An 18,601-nucleotide genomic window follows, 5' to 3' on the forward strand; every position below is an offset into this window, starting at 1 on the left:
TCTCAAGGCGTGACTGCGTTGTGAAACACCGCGCCCGCACCGGCCGCGCGGGCGCGCTGCAAGGCGAGAACGGCAATGGCGGTGTCCTGCGCCCCGGTGCCGGTGAGGTCGCAGATCGTGATGTCGTTGGCGTGCACGCGGCCCTCGCGGCGGCCCGCGATCACTTCGCCCAGCTCCGTGAAGCCGCGATCGGGCGCAATCTTGCGCGCTTCGATCGCGTGCCTGAGTTCGCCGAGCACGCGCGTTTGCTGCAAGCGGTCGCAGACATAGCGCGCCGCTTCGAACACCGAAGGCGCGAGTTCGTTCTTGTACTCGGCGTCGGAGCCCATGGCCGTGAGGTGCAAACCGGCGTGCAGGTCCGCCGCGTGAACGAGCGGCGCGCGGCTGGGGGTGGTCGTCACGGCCACGTCGGCCTGCGCGAGCGCGTCATGCACCGAAGCGGCAACGCGGGCGCGCACGCCGTGGCGGCGTTCGGCTGCGGCGGCGAAAGCGGAAGCGCGCGCCGTATCGCGGGCCCAAACGCTCACGCTCTCGATCTTGCGCACCAGCATGAGCGCATCGAGTTGCAGGCGCGCCTGCTCGCCCGCGCCGATGATCGCCGCATGGCGCGCATCGGGACGCGCCAGCCAGCGCGCGGCTACTGCGCCCGCCGCGGCGGTGCGCACGGCAGTCAGATAACCGTTGTCGAGCAGCACGGCTTCGGTAAGACCTGTGCGCGCAGAGAGCACCAGCATCAGCCCGTTCAGGCTCGGCAGGCCGAGCGACGGATTGTCGAAGAAGCCGGGGCTGATCTTGATGGCGAACTGTTCGAAGCGCGGCAGATACGCCGTCTTCACATCGACCTCGCCATGCCGCTCCGGCAGCGCGAGGTTGAGGATGGGCGGCATGACAACGGCTTCGGTTGCGAGTGAAACGAATGCGGATTCGACCTGATCGATGGCCGCCAGATCGAGCGGGACCAGTTCGCGCAGTTGCTGGGCACCCAGCAACGTGACCGGCGGCAATTCAGGTGGCAACTCAGGATGCATTTCCAACCTCCGTCACGAGACGGCGGTGCACCGTCATGTCGATGTTCGCGCCGCTCACGACGATCACGAGCGGGCCTCGGCTGCGCTCGATCTGCCCGTCGAGCAACGCCGCCATGCCCACCGCGCCCGCGCCTTCCACCACGAGACGCTCTTCGCGGTACGCATGGGCCACGCCGCGCCCGATCGAGGGCTCGCCGAGCAGGATGACTTCGTCGGCCAGCGCGCGGGTCAGCGCAAAGGTGTGGCGATTGTCGAGACCGATGCCGCCGCCCAGCGAATCGGCCAATGTTTCGCTTTCCTCAACGTCGACGGGATGGCCCGCCGCGAGGCTCGCATGCATGGCCGCGCCGCGCGCCATCGACACGCCGATGGCGCGCACGTCCGGCCGGATCTGCTTGGCAGCAAACGCCACGCCGCTGAAGAGTCCGCCGCCCGACAGCGGCACCACGAGGGTCGCGGTGTCGGGCAGCGCTTCGAGAATTTCGAGGCCGATGGTGGCCTGTCCGGCGATCACGCGCAGGTCGTCGAACGGCGGCACGAACGCATAGCCCTCCTCGCGCATGAGACGCTGCGCTTCGATCTGCGCTTCGTCCTGGCTCTTGCCCGCGATCACCACGCGCGCGCCCAGCGCGGCCACGGCTTCGACCTTGTTGGGCGGCACGAGCAACGACATGCACACGGCCGACTCCATGCCGAGCGCGTGGGCCGCATACGCGAGCGCACGGCCATGATTGCCGGTGGATGCGGTGACGACGCGCTTCACGCCCGACTCGGCGAGATGCGCCACGGCGTTGGTCGCGCCGCGCAACTTGAAGCTGCCCGTGGGCTGCACGGTTTCGAGCTTGAAGTAGACCGGCACGCCCACGCGCGCCGACAAGGTGGGAGACGCCACGAGCGGGGTGTGCGCTACGCGGCCTTCGAGGCGCTGGCGCGCGCGGTAGACATCGGCAAGCGAGAGTGACGAAAGCGAAAGCGACGACATGAAATGCACGTTCCTTCCAGTGAATCTGTGCAATCCAGTCTAATGAGCCAAAACGGGCTTTCTAATGTCCTGGTACAATCCGCGCGTCCGGCCTGGCGTTCGCCATCGTCTAGTTGAAATCGTGCACGTGCGGATACTGCTCGAACACGCCCGCCATGGTCTGCAGCGCGTTGCGGCACGCGGTGTCCGACGCTTCCGCGCCAAGGCTGATGCGCACGGCATTGGGACGCGGCGTACCGCCCACGAGAAATGGGTCCGGCGAGGTCACGGCAATCTGGCGATTGCGCAATTCGCGCACGAGGCGGTCCGCCTGCCAGTAATCGGGCACGCGCAACCAGGCAGACAGCGCATTGGGATGCGCGCCGAGCACATAGTCGCCCAACGCTGCGCGCACCATCGCCTGGCGCGCCGCGAGCCGCTCGCGCTGCAGCTCCACGAGGCGCCGCGCGGTGCCGTCCATGATCCAGCGCGTGGCGATTTCCGCAATCGGCGAGGTCGCCATCCAGCTGCTCACGCGCAGCACGCTTTCCACGCGCAGCGCAAGGCGGCGCGGCATGGCGAGATAGCCCGTGCGCAGGCCGGTGAGCACCGATTTGGTCATGCTCGTGCAATAGAACGCCAGCTCGGGAATCAGGCTCGCGATCGGCGTATTGGCTTTCGCGGGCAGCGCGCCATACACATCGTCCTCGATGACGTACACGCCATAGCGCTCCGCAATGCGCGCAATCGCGCGGCGGCGCGAATCGGGCAGGACGGCCATGGTGGGATTGTTGAAGGTCGGCGTGCACACGAGCGCGCTCACGCGCTCGCTGTCGCACATCTCCTCGAAATGCTCGGGACGGATGCCGTATTCGTCGATTTCGAGCCCCTTGAGCGTGAAGCCCAGCACGTTTGCCGAGCCGATCACGCCGTGGTCCGTGAGGCTTTCGCAGAGCACGGTGTCGCCGGGACCGACCGTGGAGGCGAGCGCGAGGAAAATGCCATGCGCCGCGCCATTGGTGATGAGGAGCGATTCGGGTTTCACCGGCATGTTGAGCGAGGCGAGCCACGCCGCGCCCGCCTGGCGATGATGCTCGAAGCCCGCGATGGGGCGAAACGAGCGAATCCACGGCTGATCGTCCAGCGTGGCGAGCGTCGCGCACACGTCGCGCCACGCAGCGTCGTGCTGCGGCGTGTGAACGATGCGCGCAATGGAAAAGTCGACGATCTCGCGCTCGGCCGTGTCGAGAATGTAGTTCGACATCGACTCGGTCACGCGCGCGGCGACGAAGCTGCCGCGCCCCACCTCGCAGCGAATCAGGCCCTGCCTTTCGAGTTCCTTGTAGGCATTGGTGACCGTCTGCACGCTCACGCCCAGTTCCGCGGCCACCTCGCGCTGCGGCGCGAGGCGCACGCCAGAAACGAGCGCGCCGCGCTCGATGTCCTGTGCAATCGCCTTGACCAGCCGTTTGTATTTGGACTCCGCGCCGTGCGCGGCCCCGACCGCGTCACGCCACTCGCCCGAAATCGTCGCCCACGCCATCTCGATCCGCTCCTCGGTAAGCGTTCATGGTCGCTCAGAAACGGGGCGGAAAATAATTGTCTCAGGACAATTGCGGGTAAAAAAAGGACAATCGGGTCCGGAAAATTGACACCGCATGCGTCGGTCAGCACCCTGGTTTCGCGCGCCGCGCTCGCGCTGCGCAAGCGAACCCACTTCGGAGGCGACGAGCTGGCGAGCCCGGTTGGCATCTGACGATATGCTTTCACTTCCCGCCGAGTGGTTTCCACATGGAGGCCGTGATGCGTTGGCGCGCCTTTTCGTAGCCGCTCCACGGATCGGCGCGCAGCGCGTCGAGCCGCTCGCGCACGTTCGCGACGTTCCACTGGTCGCCGCTGGTGAGCGCGTGCAGTTCTTCCCAGTCCACCGGCACCGACACGCCGAGACCGGGCCGCGCCCGCGGCGCATAAGCCGCGGCCGTGCTCGCGCCGCGGTTGTTGCGCAGATAGTCGACGAAAATGCGGCCCTTGCGGTTTTGCGGCCCCATCTTCGCGCTGAAGCGCTCGGGCAGCGTCGCCGCCATGTGGCTCGCCACCGCGCGCGCGAAGTCCTTCGCCTCGTCCCAGCCGGCATGGCGCGTGAGCGGCACCACCACGTGCAGGCCCCGCCCGCCACTCGTTTTGCACCATGCCTGCAGGCCCAGCGCGTCGAGCAGTTCGCGCGTGAGCTGCGCGGCCTCGAGCATGCGCTCCCATGCGAGCGAGGGATCGGGGTCCAGGTCGAAGACGATGCGGTCGGGCTTTTCGATGCTCGCCGCGAGCGCATTCCAGGTGTGCAGTTCGATCGTGTCCATCTGCGCTGCGCCGACCAGCGCCTCGGTGGAATCGAGCGTGAGCAGCGGTGCATGGCCCGGATCGAGGCCGGCGTGCTGCGTGGCATGCGGAATCTGCAGCGCGTTGGCGTGTTTCTGGAAAAACAGTTCGCCGCCCACGCCCTTGGGGGCGCGCGCAAGCGCGACAGGCCGCCCCTCCAAGTGCGGCAGCAGCCATGCGGCAATCGCTTCGAAGTACTCAACGAGATCGATCTTGCGCAGTCCGCTTTGCGCGTCGATCACGCGCTCGGGATGCGTGATGCGCACGCCGGCGACCTCGGCTTCGTTGCTTGCCCGGGTGCGCTTTTTCGACACTCTCGATGCTTTCGACACTTTCGACGCGGCAGGTTCGTCCTCGACTACGTGGAAGGCGTCTTCGGACGCAGCCTCGTCATCGCGCTGCTTGATCAGCAGCCAGCTCTCCTGTTTGCCGTCGTGCATGGGGCTGCGCACGAGCGCCCAGCCGCCGTGCAGCCGCTCGCCCTCCAGCGTGAATTTGAGTTTGCCTTGCGCATAGCCTTCGCGCGCGCCGCGCAAGCCGCCCTCGGGGCGCCACACGCCGTGGTCCCAGATCGCCACCGTGCCGGCGCCATAGCTGCCTTCGGGAATGCGCCCTTCGAACGAGCCATATTCGAGCGGATGATCCTCCACATGCACGGCGAGCCGTTTCACCGTCGGGTCGAGGCTCGGGCCCTTGGGAATGGCCCACGACTTGAGCGTGCCGTCCAGTTCGAGGCGAAAGTCGTAGTGCAGCCGCCGCGCGTCGTGACGCTGGATCACGAACGCCCCTTCACCGTCTCGCGGCCGCGCGCTGTGGCGAGCGGCCCTGCCGCGCGGCTCCGGCGTTTCATCGAAGCGGCGCTTCTGTTCGTAGACTTCGAGCTTGTGCTTCATCGTTCGCCCCTCGTTAGTGCGCGATCTGAGCCGCACGCGCGTTCATCACGCCGCGCGCCGTCCGCGCTTCGGCGCCGGTTTCCCGGGCGGCACACTCGCGCCACCCTCGCCGCGCTTGCCGAGACTGCGCTTGAGCAGTTCGGAAAGGTCGACGATCTCCGCGCCGCGCCGCCCGGCCGCAGGCGCCTCGACGTGCGTGAGTTCGTGCGCCTTGCCTTCGCGCGCCTTGCGCCCGGCCAGTTCGAGAATCGCGTCGCGGTAGGTGTCGCGATACGTTTCGGGGTCCCAGTCCGTGCTCATGTCGTCGATGAGCTTGCGCGCCATTTGCAATTCATGCGTGCTCACACCCGCGGCTTTTGCACCCTTGGGCAGGCGCTTCACCGCGTCGAACTCGCGCACCTCGGTGGCCCACCGCAGCGTTTGCAGCGCAAGCGCGGGGCCCGCCGCCACGAGCGCCGCCAGATGCTGCCGGCTGTGCAGCACGACGCTCGCAATGCCGATCTTGCCGCTCGCCGCGAGCGCGTCGCGCAACAGCGCATAGGTCTTGCCCGCGCGCTTGTCGGGGGCGAGCCAGTACGGCGTGTCGAGGTAAAGAAAGGAGACCTGCGCCGCCTCCACGAACGCGAGCAACTCGACCGTCTGCGTCGATTCGGGGCTCGCGGCCTGGATCTCCTCCTCGGACATCACCACGTAGGCGCCCTTTTCATATTCGTAGCCGCGCACGATGTCGGCGTGCTGGATTGGCTTGCCCGTGCGCTTGTTGATCTGCTGGTAGCCGACCGGGTCCAGCGTGCGCCGGTCGAGCAGGTTGAAGCCGGTACGCTCGCTCTGCGTAGCCGGGAACACTTCGACCGGCACATACACGAGCCCAAAGGTGATGGCACCTTTCCATATCGCGCGTGGCATGCTCGTTTCCCCCTCGTCGTTCGCATCGTGCCGGTTTCAAGCAAACGCAGTGCCCACCGTGCTTTGCGGCCCACCCCGGGGGATGCGGCGTTCAAAGGGCCGCAACAAATGCACCGGCCTCTCGCGGTTTTCATCTACGGGAATACGCGATGCGCACCCGCGAACACAATGGGCGCCGTCGGCGTTCGCACCTTGCACCCAGGATGCGAATGCAGGCGCGGCGGACGACTAAAGCGGAGGCAGCATGCAAGAGAACGGCGCACCTGCGCTCACGGTCGAGGAAACGCTGATCACCGAAGCACTGGTGAACCGCCCGAACCGACTGGCCGATTACCAGGGCGAGAGCCGTGCGCTTGCTGCGCTCACGCAGGAAATGGCGAGCAATCCTTCAGGTGTATTGCCTATGCTCGCGCGGCTCGCCCTCGCGCTTTGTCGCGCCGGGTCGGCCGGCGTGAGCGTGCCCGAGCGCGACGGACCCACGGCCCGGTTCCGCTGGGGCGCGGTGGCCGGCGAACTGGCCGGCGACGTGAACCGCACGCTTCCCGGTGACGACTGCGCGAGCGGCGTGACCGAGGGGCGCAATACCATGCTTCTGTTCGACCGCCCGGCACGCTGCTTTGCTTCGTACCGTGCGATCGCCCCGCCCATCCGCGAGGCGCTGCACGTGCCCTGGCGCGTCAACGGCACGGTAGTCGGGACCGTCTGGGCCGTGACGCACAGCGCAGAAGGACATTTCGACGCCGAGGACGCGCGGTTGCTGCAAAGCCTCGCCTCCTGCGCGAGCGCCGCACACCAGTTGACGAGCGCGCTGAGCGACGCCCAGGACGCGGGCCACAATCTCGCGCAGCAGGTGGCCGAACGCACGCGCACGCTGCAGAACATCAACACGAAGCTCCACGACGAAGCCGGGCACCGCAAGCAGGTCGAAGACGCGCTGCGCGAGAGCGAGGCCCGCCTGCAGGCCGCCATCTCCATCGAAACCGTGGGCGTGCTGTTCTTCGATCTCGACGGCGGCATGGCCGACGCCAACGGCGCATTCGAGCAGATGAGCGGCTATAGCCGCGAGGACTTGCGCGCCGCGGCGCACTGGGACCGGCTCGTGCCGCTCGAATTTCTCGGCGTCACGACGCGCGCGGTCACCGACCTCGCCACCACCGGACGCACACAGCCTTATGAACGGCAGCTGATCCGCAAGGACGGCACGCGCTGGTGGGGCCTTTTCGCGCCCACGCGGATCTCGGGCACGGGCATGGCCTCGAAGTGCGCCGAATTCGCGCTGGACATTACGGAGCGCAAGCGCGTGGAAACCGAATGCGTGGATAGCGAGGAGCGCTTTCGCGCACTGGTGGAAGGCTTCGCGCAGGCCGTCTGGGAAGCCGATGCCCTGGGTCAGGCCGAATCGGTCTCGCCGGGCTGGTCGGACTATACCGGCCAGCCCGGCGAAGAGTGGCTCGGCGAAGGCTGGGCCAACGCCGTTCATCCCGACGACCGCGCCTACGCGCTGGGCCAATGGAAGGACGCGATCGCGGCGCAACGTGTGGTGAACGCGGAATATCGCCTGCACGTCGCCACGGGCGGCTGGCGCTGGACCAACGTGCGCGCCGCGCCGATCTGGAATCCGGACGGCACGGTGCGCAAGTGGGTAGGCATGAATATCGACGTCGACGACCGCCGCAGCGCCCAGGAAGCGCTGCGCGAGAGCGAGGCGCGCTTTCGCGCGCTAGCCGAGGCGTCGCCCGCACTGATCTGGCAAATCGACACGCAAGGCAACACCGTCTATCTGAACCAGCGCTATCTCACGGCGATCGGCCTCACGCCCGGACAACTGCTCGAAACCGGCTGGCACACCATCGTGCATCCGCGCGATCTGCCCGGTTTTCTGTCGCGCGTACAAGCCGCGCAGCTCGACCATTGCGCGTTCCAGAGCCGGCTGCGCGTGAAAATCAAGGATGCGGGCTGGCACTGGTTCGAGACCTGCTGCGCGCCGTGGTTTTCCGCGAACGGCGAGTTTCGCGGCCACGTGTGTGTCTCGATCGACGTGACCGAAGCCGTGAACGCCGAAGACGCGCTCAAGGAAGCCGACCGGCGCAAGGACGAATTCCTCGCCACGCTCGCGCACGAGCTGCGCAATCCGCTCGCGCCGATTGCCAATGCACTGCACCTCATCCGGCGCAGTGCGTTTCCCGCGGACTCCGCGCCGATCCTCGACATGCTCGATCGCCAGGTCCATCACATGGTGCGGCTGATCGACGACCTGATGGAAGTGTCGCGCATCACGCGCGGCAAGATCGGCCTCGTGAAGGCGCCGGTGGCGCTCGCGGAAATCATCGAGAATGCCGTCGAAACGAGCCGCCCCGCCATCGATCAGGCGCACCATGAACTGAGCATCACGCTGCCCGACACGCCGCTCGTGCTCGACGCCGACCGCGTGCGGCTCACGCAGGTCTTCGCGAACATGCTCAACAATGCGGCGCGCTACACCGACACGGGCGGCCAGATCCGGCTCGACGCCACGAGCGAAGGCGAGTGGGTCGTGGTCGCGCTGAGCGATACGGGCATCGGCATGTCGGCGGGGCAGATCGATCAGGTGTTCGAAATGTTCACCCAGGTCAGCCGCCCCGCCGATCGCAACCAGGGCGGCCTGGGCATCGGCCTCACCATGGTGCGCCATCTCGTGCGCATGCACGGCGGCACGGTCGAGGCGGCGAGCGCCGGGCCCGGCAAAGGCAGCACCTTCACCGTGCGCCTGCCGCTCTCGCAGCAGACGCCCGCCGAAGCGCGCGAGACCCCGGCGAGCGTGGCCCGCGCCGCGAAGCCGCTCGCGGGCAAGCGCGTTCTCGTGGTCGACGACAACCGCGACGCCGCCGACTCGCTCGCCATGGTGCTCTCGGGCGAAGGCGCGCAAGTGCGCGTGGTCTATGACGGCGCCGCCGCGCTCGGTGCGCTGGCGCAGTCGGTGCCACATGCGGTCGTGCTCGACATCGGCATGCCCGGCATGGACGGCTACGAAATCGCGCGGCAGATTCGTCAAAGCCCGCGCTATGCCGGCCTGCAGATCATCGCGCTAACGGGTTGGGGCCAGCACGCCGACCGGCTGCGCTCGCGCATGAGCGGCATCGACTCGCATCTCACGAAGCCGGTCGACTTCCACACGCTGTTCGAGCTGCTGGTCGCGCGCTGAACGGCCCCCGCGCGCCCTTCACACGCCATTGCCTCCGAGCGTCTTGAGGCTCTTCCACTGGCCCTGCTGGACCTCGAAGAGCGTATAAGGCGGCTTGATCAGGTCGCCGTGCGGATCGAACGCGATATTGCCCGTTACGCCCACGACCGTGACCTTCGGGAAGCTCGCGACGATCTTTGCGCGGTCGAGCGAATCGGCGTCGCGAATCGCCTTGATCATGGCGAGCGCGGCGTCATAGGCGAACGGCGCATACAGTTCGACATCCTGATTGAAGCGCGCCTTGTAGCGCTTCGCAAACGCCTGCGCAGAAGGCAGCTTGTCGAGCGCCGGCCCCGGTTCGAGGTCCTGCGTGCCCTCGCCCGCCGGGCCCGCGATCTGCAGGAAGGCATTGCTCTTCAATGCGCCCGCGCCGAACAGGCGCGCCGGCATGCCGAGCGTGCGCATCTGCTTGGCGAGCATCGCGCCCTGTTCGTCGAGGCCGCCAAAGAAAATCACGTCGACGTTCTTCTGCTTGAGCGACGTGAGAATGGCGCGAAAATCCACGGCCTTGTCGTTGGTGAATTCGCGGTCGACGATATTGCCGTTGGCCTCCTTCGCGCCTTTCTCGAACGCGTCGGCGAGCCCCTGGCCAAAGGCCGTGCGGTCGTCGATGATGCCGATGCGCTTCGCCTTCAACTGCTCCACCGCGAACTTGCCGGCGATCACTCCGCCTATGCCGTCGTTGCCCATGGTGCGAAACACGTTCGCATAGCCCTGCTGGGTCAGCGCCGGGTTGGTCGAGCCCGGTGTGATCATCGCGACGTTCGCGTTGTGATACACCGTCGAGGCGGGAATGCTGCAACCCGAGTTGTAGTGGCCGATCACGCCGACCACGCCGTCGTCCACGAGCTTTTGCGCCACCTGCACGGCCACGTGCGGATCGGCCTGGTCGTCCTGCACGTCGAGCACGTACTTCACCGGCTTGCCCGCGATCACGGGATGTTTGGCGTTCTCCTCGTCGATCGCGAGCTGCGCGCCGTACTGCAAGTCCTTGCCGACACGCGCCACCGGGCCGGTGAGCGGACCGGCGAAGCCGATCTTCACAACCTCGGGGTCGGCCGCCTGCGCGGGGCCGTGCAAGCCCATCAGCCCGAGGGCCATCGTTAGTACGAGAGTGCGGCGGTTCATGATGCTCATCCTCGCTGGGAGACTGTTGCGGTGGGTGTTACGTGGCGGTTGGCTGGAAAGTGGCTTGAATCGGGGGTTAAAAGCGTCGCGGACTATACGGCGCGAGATCGAGGGGGGGCGCACGCCTGGCAACGAGATCGGCGACCACGCTGCCCGTCACGCCGCCGAGCGTCACGCCCAGATGCTGGTGCCCGAACGCGTAGATCACGCGCGGCGAGCGGCTCGACGCGCCCACCACGGGCAGCGCGTCGGGCAGGCTCGGCCTGAAGCCGAGCCAGTCGCTGTCCGGCTCCGGCAGGCCGGGCAGCGCCTCCTGCGCGGAGCGCGTCAACAGGCGCAGCAGATCCGCGTTCTTGCCCGCGCCGTTGGCCGCCAGCTCGACGGTGCCCGCCGCGCGGATACCGCCGTCCATCGGCGTCATGTAGAAGCCGCGCTCGGCCCAGCCGCACGGGCGCGAAATCCGTTTAGCGGTGCCAGGAAAACGCACGTGATAGCCGCGCTCGACGCCTAGCGGCACCGCGTCGCCGCATTGGCGCGCGAGGCGGCCCGAAAACGCGCCTGCGCAGACAATGGCCTGCTCCGCGTCATGGGCCTCGCCCGCCGTATCGATCAGCTTCACCGCGCTCGGTGCGGGTTCCAGCGTCTCGACGGCCACGCGCCGGTGCACCAGACCGCGCTGCGTCAACATCGTGTGCAAGGCCTGCAGAAAGCCGCGCGGATCGGTCAGAAACCAGCTGCCCTTGAAGAGCGTGCCTTGCGAGAAGAGCGGCGCGAGGCCGGGCTCCAGTTGGGCGATCTCGCCGCGCGCGAGCGTTTCGAACGCGACGCCGAGCGAGCGCCGCAGCTCGAGCGCCGGCTGCGCGGCCTCGAACGACGCCGCGCTCGAATACAGGTAAAGGCATTCGCGTTCGCGCACGAAAGCCGCGAGCGTGTCGACGGCCAGCATTTCGCGGTAGCCTTCGAAGGCGCGCGAGAGCAGTTGCGCGAGCGCGTTCACGCTGCCCGCGTAGCGGCGCGGCGTGGCGCTCAGCAGGAAGCGCGTGAGCCACGGCGCGAGCCCCGGCACGTCGCCCCAGCGGATACGCAGCGGGCTCGTCGACGAAAACAGAAAGCGCGGAATGTTGCGGAACACGTCCGGGTTGTTCACGGGAATGCACGCATAGTTCGCGAACGTGCCCGCGTTGCCGTAGGAGGCGCCCTCGCCCGGCCCCTGCGCGTCGTACAGCGTGACGCTGTGCCCGTCGCGCATGAGCCAGTACGCGCACGACAACCCCACGAAACCCGCGCCGATGACAGCCACTTGCGCCATTACTTCTTCCAGTTGGTTGCGGGCTCACGGAACTCCTGCACGTGAGTCCTCTTGCGTGTGACCAGGTATGCCGCCGACACCACCGCCAGGCTCGCGAGACTCGCCATCAGCTGGCCCGAGAGCGCGTGGTCGAAGCCCATCGCGCAGAGCACGCCGGCAATGGCGGCCACCACGGCCCACGAAAGCCAGGGAAAGAGCCACATCCTGAACGTGAGCCGTTCGGGCGCCGTTGCCTCCAGGCGCCGGCGAATCACGATCTGCGCAACGGCGATGGAGAGATACACGAACAGCATGATCGCGCCCGATGCACTGACGAGATAGAGGAACACGCCCTGGGGCGAAACGATCGCCGCGACGATGGCCACGTAGCCGACGATGCTGCTCGCGAGCACGGCGAGGCGCGGCACGCGACTCTTCGAGAGCGTGAGCAGCGCGCGCGGGGCGTCGCGGCGCTCGGCGAGCCGGAACACGATGCGCGAGGACACATAGAGCCCGGAGTTCAGCGCCGAGAGTACGGCCACCAGAACGATTGCATTCATGATGTCGGCGGCGCCCGGAATATGCATGGCTTCGAGCGCGGCCACGAACGGCGAGTAGCCCACCTTGATGCTCGCCCACGGCACGATGCACGCGATCACGAAGAGCGAGCCGACATAGAACGTGATGACGCGCAGGATGACCGAGCGCGTCATCGAAGCCACGTTGCGGCCCGGGTCGTCGGATTCGGCAGCGGCAATGGTCGCGATCTCCGCGCCGCCCACCGCGAAGATCACCGTGGGCACGCCCGCGAAGATCGACATCGCACCAAACGGCATGAAGCCGTGGTCGCCGCTCAGGTTGTGCACGGTCTGGTGCCACGAACTGAACCCGAACAGGTAGCTTGTGCCCACCACGATGAACACGATGATCGCCGCCACCTTGATCGACGCGAACCAGTACTCGAATTCTCCATAGGATTTCACCGAGAGCAGGTTCACGGCCGTCATGAGCGACAGGAGCACGAGCCCGATCACCCAGACCGGTGCGGGAATCCAGCGCTGCAGGATGCCCGCGCCCGCCACCGCCTCCACGGCGACCACGATGACCCAGAAGTACCAGTAGAGCCAGCCGTTCGTGAAACCGGCCCAGTCGCCGAGACCGATGCGCGTGAACTCCGTGAACGAGCCGACGCCCGGATGCGCGAGCGCCATCTCGCCGAGCATGCGCATGACGAACAGCACCACGATGCCCGCCAGCAGATAGCTCAGGCAGGCCGCCGGCCCCATCGCGCTGATCGTGGCGCTGCTGCCGACGAAGAGCCCCGCGCCGATGATCCCGCCGAGCGAAATCATCGTGACGTGCCGCTTGCGCAGCGAGTGGCCAAGGGGGGTGGATGTTGCGCCTGAAGCGGGTGTGGGTTGCCGGGTTGCCACGAGCCTGTCCTCCTGTAATACAGTGCGTGTTGCGCCGAACTGCCGACCGAACAAAACCTTGAATTCATACTCACACAATAATTTTTTGTGTGCAATTAAAAAGGCTTTGTGTGGAGACCAGGATCTTCCCTGGAGAATGCTCTCCCGGCCCATGGCGCAGGCAGCCAGGTTCTTGCCAGATATCGTATTATTGGGTTAAAGATGCGGAAAGCGGCACTGGTGACGCATCTCACATCAGCATGGCAATGTGGCAGACGATCGAGTTTTGTATGGAGTTACTACTTGCATGAAAGCCGACGATTACCAGACAAAATCGGGTGACGATATCCAGACAAAAGGTCGTCAAGCCACGTATCTGGAGGTCTCCCGCAATCTCGAGGAGCAGGTGCGCAGCGGTCAATACCCGCCGGGCAGCCGCCTGCCGCCGCAGCGCGATCTGGCCGTCGAACTGGGCATCAACGTCTCTACCGTATCGCGCGCGTACAAGGAGTTGCAGGCGCGCGGGCTGATCGTGGCGAGCAAGCGGCGCGGCTCGATCGTCACCGGCGGGGCCATGCCTGCCGTCGGCGCGGCGGCGCAGCGCGGCAGCCAGGCGAGCAACGCTGAAGCGAATGGCGTGGTGGACCTCACCGTCAACCGGCCGGCGACCGGGGAATTTCTCGCGCAGCTCGCCCGCACGATGGCAGCGATCTCGCGCGACCCGCGCTTTGCCGAAACCCAGGAATACCAGCCGCCCCAGGGCGCCGAATGGGCGCGCGCCGCGGGCGCGCAATGGATCGCCGCGCCCGGCTTCACGCCCTCGCCCGAGAATCTCGTGGTGACGAGCGGCGCGCAGCACGGCCTCTATGCGGTCCTGAGCAGCCTGATGGGACACGAAGGCGTGATCCTTTCGGACAAGCTGACCTACTACGGCCTCAAGGCGCTCGCGCCCGTGTTCCAGTTCGAGCTGGTCGGGATCCCGAGCGACGCCGAAGGCCTCCTGCCCGATCAGCTCGAAGACGCCTGCCGCCGCATGCCGGTGAAGGCGATCTTCACCGTGCCGAACCTGCAGAACCCCAGCGTGGTCACGATGAGCCTCGAGCGGCGTCTCGCGCTCGCGGAGATCGCGCGGCGCCATCACGTTGCGATCATCGAGGACGACGTGTACGGGCCGTTGCTGCGCAAGCGGCTGCCGACCATCGCGAGCCTGTGCCCCGATCTGACCTTCCACGTGGCCTCCACCTCGAAGGTGCTCGCGCCGGGGCTGCGCATCGGCTATCTGCTCACGCCGCCGCACGGTGCGCCGCTCGCGGCCGAAGCCGTGCGTACGACAGCGTGGATGCCCGCGCCGCTCACCACGCTCATCACCACGCGCTGGATCGAGGACGGCACCGCGCAGCTCATCCTCGAAGCGCAGCGTGCGGAGCTGCGGGCGCGGCAGGAACTCGCGCTCGAGATCCTGCCGCGCGAACTGCTCAACAGCGACCCGGCGTGCATGTTCGTCTGGCTGCGCGTACCCGCGCCCTGGCGCTCCGACGACTTCGCCGCCAACGCGCTCGCGCGCGGTGTGAACACCATGCCCGCCTCGGCGTTCGCGGTGGACCGCTCGACGCTCGAGCACGGCGTGCGCATCAACCTCGCGTGTGCAACCTCACGTGAGCAACTGGCGCGCGCGCTGAAGGTTCTCGCGCGCACGCTGCAGGACCGCCCGCGCGCCCTCTTCGGCACGATCTAGACCGCACCCGGATTTTCCCCAATGGGCTGGTGTCGATGGGCTCGCCTGAGTCGCGAGCCCATCGTGCATGCGCACGACCATGCGCAATTTCTTCCGCCGCGGGCGCGCTTCGCGCAACCCGAATCGGTCATTACGTCCGCGATGTTAGGCAACGACGTTGCACGCCGTCTGAGCTCTGGTGGACTTTGCATCCATCTGCGTGACGTGCGCACACATTCGGCTAGCAGGAAGCAAATGAGGTACTAGAATGCATTGGTGCAGTGATGCAAAGGCAGTCAGTTCGGCAGAACGTTCGACAGTTTGATGTTTCGAGTTCGTCATTGGAGGCATGCTCATGACGTGCCTGAACGAAAAGATTGTCGGTGCAGCCTTTTTGATGCTGAGCGGTTATGCATTCGCTCAGAGCACCGGTGTGAACATTCCCGAAACCATGACGGTCGCCAATATCCCGTCCATGCCGATGGAAGTGGTTCCAGCGCTGCCACCGGAACCCCTGGCGTACCTCCACCGGTACGAAATGGAATATCAGGCGAATCAGCCAAGGCCGTTTTACGCGGAAGTCGAAAGTTTTTATAGCGCGCCGGTGGCACAGGACAAATACCATTACGACTTCGTGAAGTCCGCGCCCGGCAGCAGTTACGGTGCGCAGCAGGCTGCGCGGCCAACTTCAGATTATTTGCAGATGGGCCCTTCCACGGCGCCGCAAATCTCGATTCTGCAGGTGCCGGACAGCACGTTGAACATCGGCGCCCAGCCTCAGCGCAGGCTTTCGCTGACCGTAGACGAGTGGGTGTTTTCCGCCACCGCGCGCGTCGCCATTCTTCATTCGCATAGCACTGGCGCAACAGTTACGGTGCGGCGCGGTTTCTAATTAGATCCGCGTATTTTAATTTGCCGTCGAGCCGAGAATTAGCGTAACCGGAATCAAGTGCGCTTTTGCGGGCAATTTTAGGTAAGGATTGCAGACTTCCCGTAAGCCGGTATTTCGCAACCGCTTACGGGATTCGTTATTCACGACAAGCTCGCACCTGTTCGCGCCAGCGCAACGGCGACGACACCGCATAACGCACGAGGCTCGCGTCACGCTGCATTTCGGCAATGCTCGCAGCCGAGCCCGGCCGCCGGTAGAAATACCCTTGCGCGTAGCGAATGCCCAGTCGTTGCAACATCTCGTGCTGCGCCTCGGTCTCCACACCCTCCGCAATGATCTCCATGTCGAAGTGGCTGGCCAGCGCCACGATCCCCTTGACGAGCTGATCGCCGCGCCGCTCGAGTTGTCGTACGAACTGCCCGTCGATCTTCACGTAGTCGAACGGAAAGCGCCCGAGCGTGTCGAGGTTGCTGTGGTGCGTGCCGAAGTCGTCGATGGCGAATTTCACGCCGCGCGCCTTCAGCGTCTCGAACACCGCCTCGGTGCGGGCGCGCTGTTCGAGCAGGAAACGCGGGTGACGTGCAGGGAGCCCATGCCCGGATCATGTCCGGAACGGGGCGCGCCATCCATGCACAGGTGCTTTTGTATGAACAGATGATACGTTACGTCAGCCGTTTCCTCACAGGCTGATTTTTCTGTTTTCGCGCGCGCCCGCATCCCAGGAACGGCGCATGCTACAAGGCATCGCGTGCTGAACCGCGCCCTACCCGATGAATCCTCCCAATACGACCGAGACGACTGATAAGCCTCCCATCATCGAAACCAGGCTGCCCGCGCGCCTCGATCGCTTGCCGTGGGGCCGCTTTCACGTGCTCATCGTCGTGGCGCTGGGCGTCACCTGGCTGCTCGACGGTCTCGAAGTCACGCTGGCCGGTGCGGTAGCAAGTGCGCTGAAAACGAGCCCGGTGCTGCATCTCGACAATGCGCAGGTGGGCCTGGCCGGCAGCGCGTATATTGCCGGCGCGGTGTGCGGCGCGCTCGGTTTCGGCTGGCTCACGGACCGGCTGGGCCGCCGCAAGCTCTTTTTCATCACGCTCGCCGTGTATCTGCTGGCCACCGCCGCGACAGCGTTTTCATGGAGCTTCGCGAGCTTCGTGGTGTTTCGCGCGATCACCGGCGCGGGCATCGGCGGCGAGTACGCGGCCATCAATTCGACGATCCAGGAGTTCACGCCCGCGCGCGTGCGCGGCTGGACCGACCTCAGCATCAACGGCACGTTCTGGGTGGGCGCGGCCATCGGCGCAGCGGGCTCGCTCGTGCTGCTCGACCCGCATCTGCTGCCCGCGGACTGGGGCTGGCGCGTGTGCTTTTTCATCGGCGCAGTACTCGCGCTCATCATCTTGCCCATGCGCCGCTGGATTCCCGAAAGCCCGCGGTGGCTGCTCACGCACGGCGAGCACGACGAGGCGAAGCGCATCGTGGAGGGCATCGAAACGCGCTTCCGCGATGTGGGCCACACGCTGGAAGACCCGCCAGGCGACCCACTGCGTCTGCATGCGCGCAGCCATACCCCGCTGGGCGCGGTGTTTCATGCCATATTCGTGCGGCACCGCCGTCGCGCGCTGGTGGGTCTATCGCTCATGACCGCACAGGCCTTCTTCTACAACGCGATTTTCTTCACCTACGCGCTCGTGCTCACCGAGTTCTATCACGTGCCGGGCGGCGACGTTGGCCTCTATCTGCTGCCGTTCGCGCTCGGCAACTTCCTCGGTCCGATCGTGCTGGGGCGGCTCTTCGACGTGATTGGCCGGCGCACGATGATCGCCGCGACCTATGCGCTCTCGGGCGTGCTGCTCACGGCGAGCGGCTGGTTGTTCGAGCAAGGCATGCTCACCGCGACGATGCAAACGGGCGCGTGGATGGTGATTTTCTTTTTCGCCTCGGCGGCGGCGAGTTCCGCCTATTTGACCGTGAGCGAATCGTTTCCGCTGGAGATTCGGGCGCTTGCCATCGCCGTGTTCTATGCGTTCGGCACGGCGCTGGGCGGCATCATCGGCCCGGCGTTCTTCGGACGACTGATCGATACACACCAGCGCAGCGAAGTGTTCACGGGCTACGTGGTGGGATCGGCGCTCATGATCGCGGCTGCACTCGTGGCCGCGATCTGGGGCGTGGACGCGGAGCGCAAGTCGCTCGAACATGTGGCCGCGCCGCTTTCGGCTGTGCGGGAGGAGTGAGCTGGCTGCGTTACTGCGTTGCCTTCTGTGAAGGTGCGTCGGCCGCGAGCAGCAACTGGTTCACGAGTTCGAGCTTGAGCGGTTTGTCCGGATCGAGCTTCTTCTTTTCGATCACGTACTTCCACCCATTGCCACTACCAGGATTTCGATAAAACGCGACGATCGCCACGTATTGCGTATCGCCCTTCATCGCCTGTGTCAGGCTTGCGGAAGCCCCGGGGTTGAGCGCGGCCGCCATGCTGTCCTGCAGGTCCTGCGCGAGAACGGTGCGATCGTTCTTCAGCAGATCGTCGTAAGAGGCGCCATCGAAGAGCTTGCGGTCCTTGAGTTGATAGACGCGCACGGCGACCGAAGTCGGACGGCCGGCATCATCCGGATTCAATGCCTGACGCGCGGCGAGATCGACGTTGAGCACCTTGAGCTTCTTGTAGAAGACCGCGTGAAGAGCATTCGACGTGGTGTCGGAAACAGCCTGCCACGCTCCGCAACCCGACAGCAGGAAGACAGATGCGGCGGTGGTCACGGCCAGACGGATAAACATGAGAGATG

The 18,601-nt window shown here is 66.1% G+C and carries 13 protein-coding genes and 1 pseudogene; 4 read left to right on the plus strand and 10 right to left on the minus strand.

Features of this window, described 5'->3' with window-relative positions:
• Positions 1-2: 2 nt before the first annotated feature.
• The 5 genes from AB4Y35_RS30120 to AB4Y35_RS30140 form a co-directional block, all read right to left on the minus strand.
• A complete protein-coding gene (locus AB4Y35_RS30120) occupies positions 3-1,028 on the minus strand; it encodes a cyclodeaminase (protein WP_368707265.1) in 1,026 nt (341 codons plus the stop codon).
• Positions 1,018-2,010: a hydroxyectoine utilization dehydratase EutB gene (gene eutB, locus AB4Y35_RS30125; RefSeq protein WP_368707266.1), complete on the minus strand. Its 993-nt coding sequence runs from the start codon at positions 2,008-2,010 to the stop codon at positions 1,018-1,020. The genes AB4Y35_RS30120 and eutB overlap by 11 nt, the downstream gene beginning before the upstream one ends.
• A 109-nt stretch (positions 2,011-2,119) precedes the next feature.
• Complete coding sequence (locus AB4Y35_RS30130; RefSeq protein WP_368691386.1) at positions 2,120-3,532, minus strand: PLP-dependent aminotransferase family protein; 1,413 nt, start codon at positions 3,530-3,532, stop codon at positions 2,120-2,122.
• A gap of 223 nt (positions 3,533-3,755) precedes the next feature.
• Entirely contained in the window at positions 3,756-5,255 is a 1,500-nt protein-coding gene (gene ligD / locus AB4Y35_RS30135) for a non-homologous end-joining DNA ligase (protein WP_368707267.1), read from the minus strand.
• A gap of 45 nt (positions 5,256-5,300) precedes the next feature.
• Entirely contained in the window at positions 5,301-6,161 is an 861-nt protein-coding gene (locus AB4Y35_RS30140) for a Ku protein (RefSeq protein WP_368707268.1), read from the minus strand.
• A 244-nt stretch (positions 6,162-6,405) separates the two neighbouring features.
• Here AB4Y35_RS30140 and AB4Y35_RS30145 point away from each other — a divergent pair, with 244 nt between their 5' ends.
• Positions 6,406-9,342, plus strand: a complete 2,937-nt coding sequence (locus tag AB4Y35_RS30145) for a PAS domain S-box protein (protein WP_368707269.1) — start codon at positions 6,406-6,408, stop codon at positions 9,340-9,342.
• Between the two features lie 18 nt (positions 9,343-9,360).
• Here AB4Y35_RS30145 and AB4Y35_RS30150 read toward each other — a convergent pair whose 3' ends face one another.
• The 3 genes from AB4Y35_RS30150 to AB4Y35_RS30160 all read right to left on the minus strand — a co-directional run bounded on the left by AB4Y35_RS30150 (position 9,361) and on the right by AB4Y35_RS30160 (position 13,149).
• Positions 9,361-10,509: a branched-chain amino acid ABC transporter substrate-binding protein gene (locus AB4Y35_RS30150; RefSeq protein ID WP_368693859.1), complete on the minus strand. Its 1,149-nt coding sequence runs from the start codon at positions 10,507-10,509 to the stop codon at positions 9,361-9,363.
• A 76-nt stretch (positions 10,510-10,585) separates the two neighbouring features.
• Positions 10,586-11,818 carry an NAD(P)/FAD-dependent oxidoreductase gene (locus AB4Y35_RS30155; protein WP_368707270.1) on the minus strand — a complete coding sequence of 411 codons (1,233 nt, stop codon included), beginning with the start codon at positions 11,816-11,818 and terminating at the stop codon, positions 10,586-10,588.
• On the minus strand, positions 11,818-13,149 hold the full coding sequence (locus tag AB4Y35_RS30160; RefSeq protein WP_368707545.1) for an amino acid permease: 1,332 nt from the start codon (positions 13,147-13,149) through the stop codon (positions 11,818-11,820). Before AB4Y35_RS30160 ends, AB4Y35_RS30155 begins: the two co-directional genes overlap by 1 nt.
• A 367-nt stretch (positions 13,150-13,516) precedes the next feature.
• Here AB4Y35_RS30160 and AB4Y35_RS30165 point away from each other — a divergent pair, with 367 nt between their 5' ends.
• On the plus strand, positions 13,517-14,944 hold the full coding sequence (locus tag AB4Y35_RS30165) for a PLP-dependent aminotransferase family protein (RefSeq protein WP_368707271.1): 1,428 nt from the start codon (positions 13,517-13,519) through the stop codon (positions 14,942-14,944).
• Between the two features lie 334 nt (positions 14,945-15,278).
• Positions 15,279-15,815 (plus strand): hypothetical protein, encoded by a 537-nt coding sequence (locus AB4Y35_RS30170; RefSeq protein WP_368707272.1) that lies wholly within the window; start codon positions 15,279-15,281, stop codon positions 15,813-15,815.
• Between the two features lie 136 nt (positions 15,816-15,951).
• On the opposite strand, the pseudogene AB4Y35_RS30175 reads toward AB4Y35_RS30170, so the two are convergent.
• Positions 15,952-16,386, minus strand: a pseudogene (locus AB4Y35_RS30175) (EAL domain-containing protein); the annotation flags it as partial.
• A gap of 199 nt (positions 16,387-16,585) precedes the next feature.
• On the opposite strand from AB4Y35_RS30175, the gene AB4Y35_RS30180 reads away from it, so the two are divergent.
• Positions 16,586-18,052, plus strand: coding sequence for an MFS transporter (locus tag AB4Y35_RS30180; RefSeq protein ID WP_368707273.1), 1,467 nt, complete (start codon positions 16,586-16,588; stop codon positions 18,050-18,052).
• 10 nt (positions 18,053-18,062) lie between these two features.
• Here the strand turns inward: AB4Y35_RS30180 and tssJ are convergent, their stop codons facing one another.
• Entirely contained in the window at positions 18,063-18,593 is a 531-nt protein-coding gene (gene tssJ, locus AB4Y35_RS30185) for a type VI secretion system lipoprotein TssJ (protein ID WP_368707274.1), read from the minus strand.
• Between the last annotated feature and the right edge of the window lie 8 nt (positions 18,594-18,601).

The sequence above is a fragment of the Paraburkholderia sp. EG286A genome (assembly GCF_040965375.1).
Lineage (GTDB): Bacteria > Pseudomonadota > Gammaproteobacteria > Burkholderiales > Burkholderiaceae > Paraburkholderia.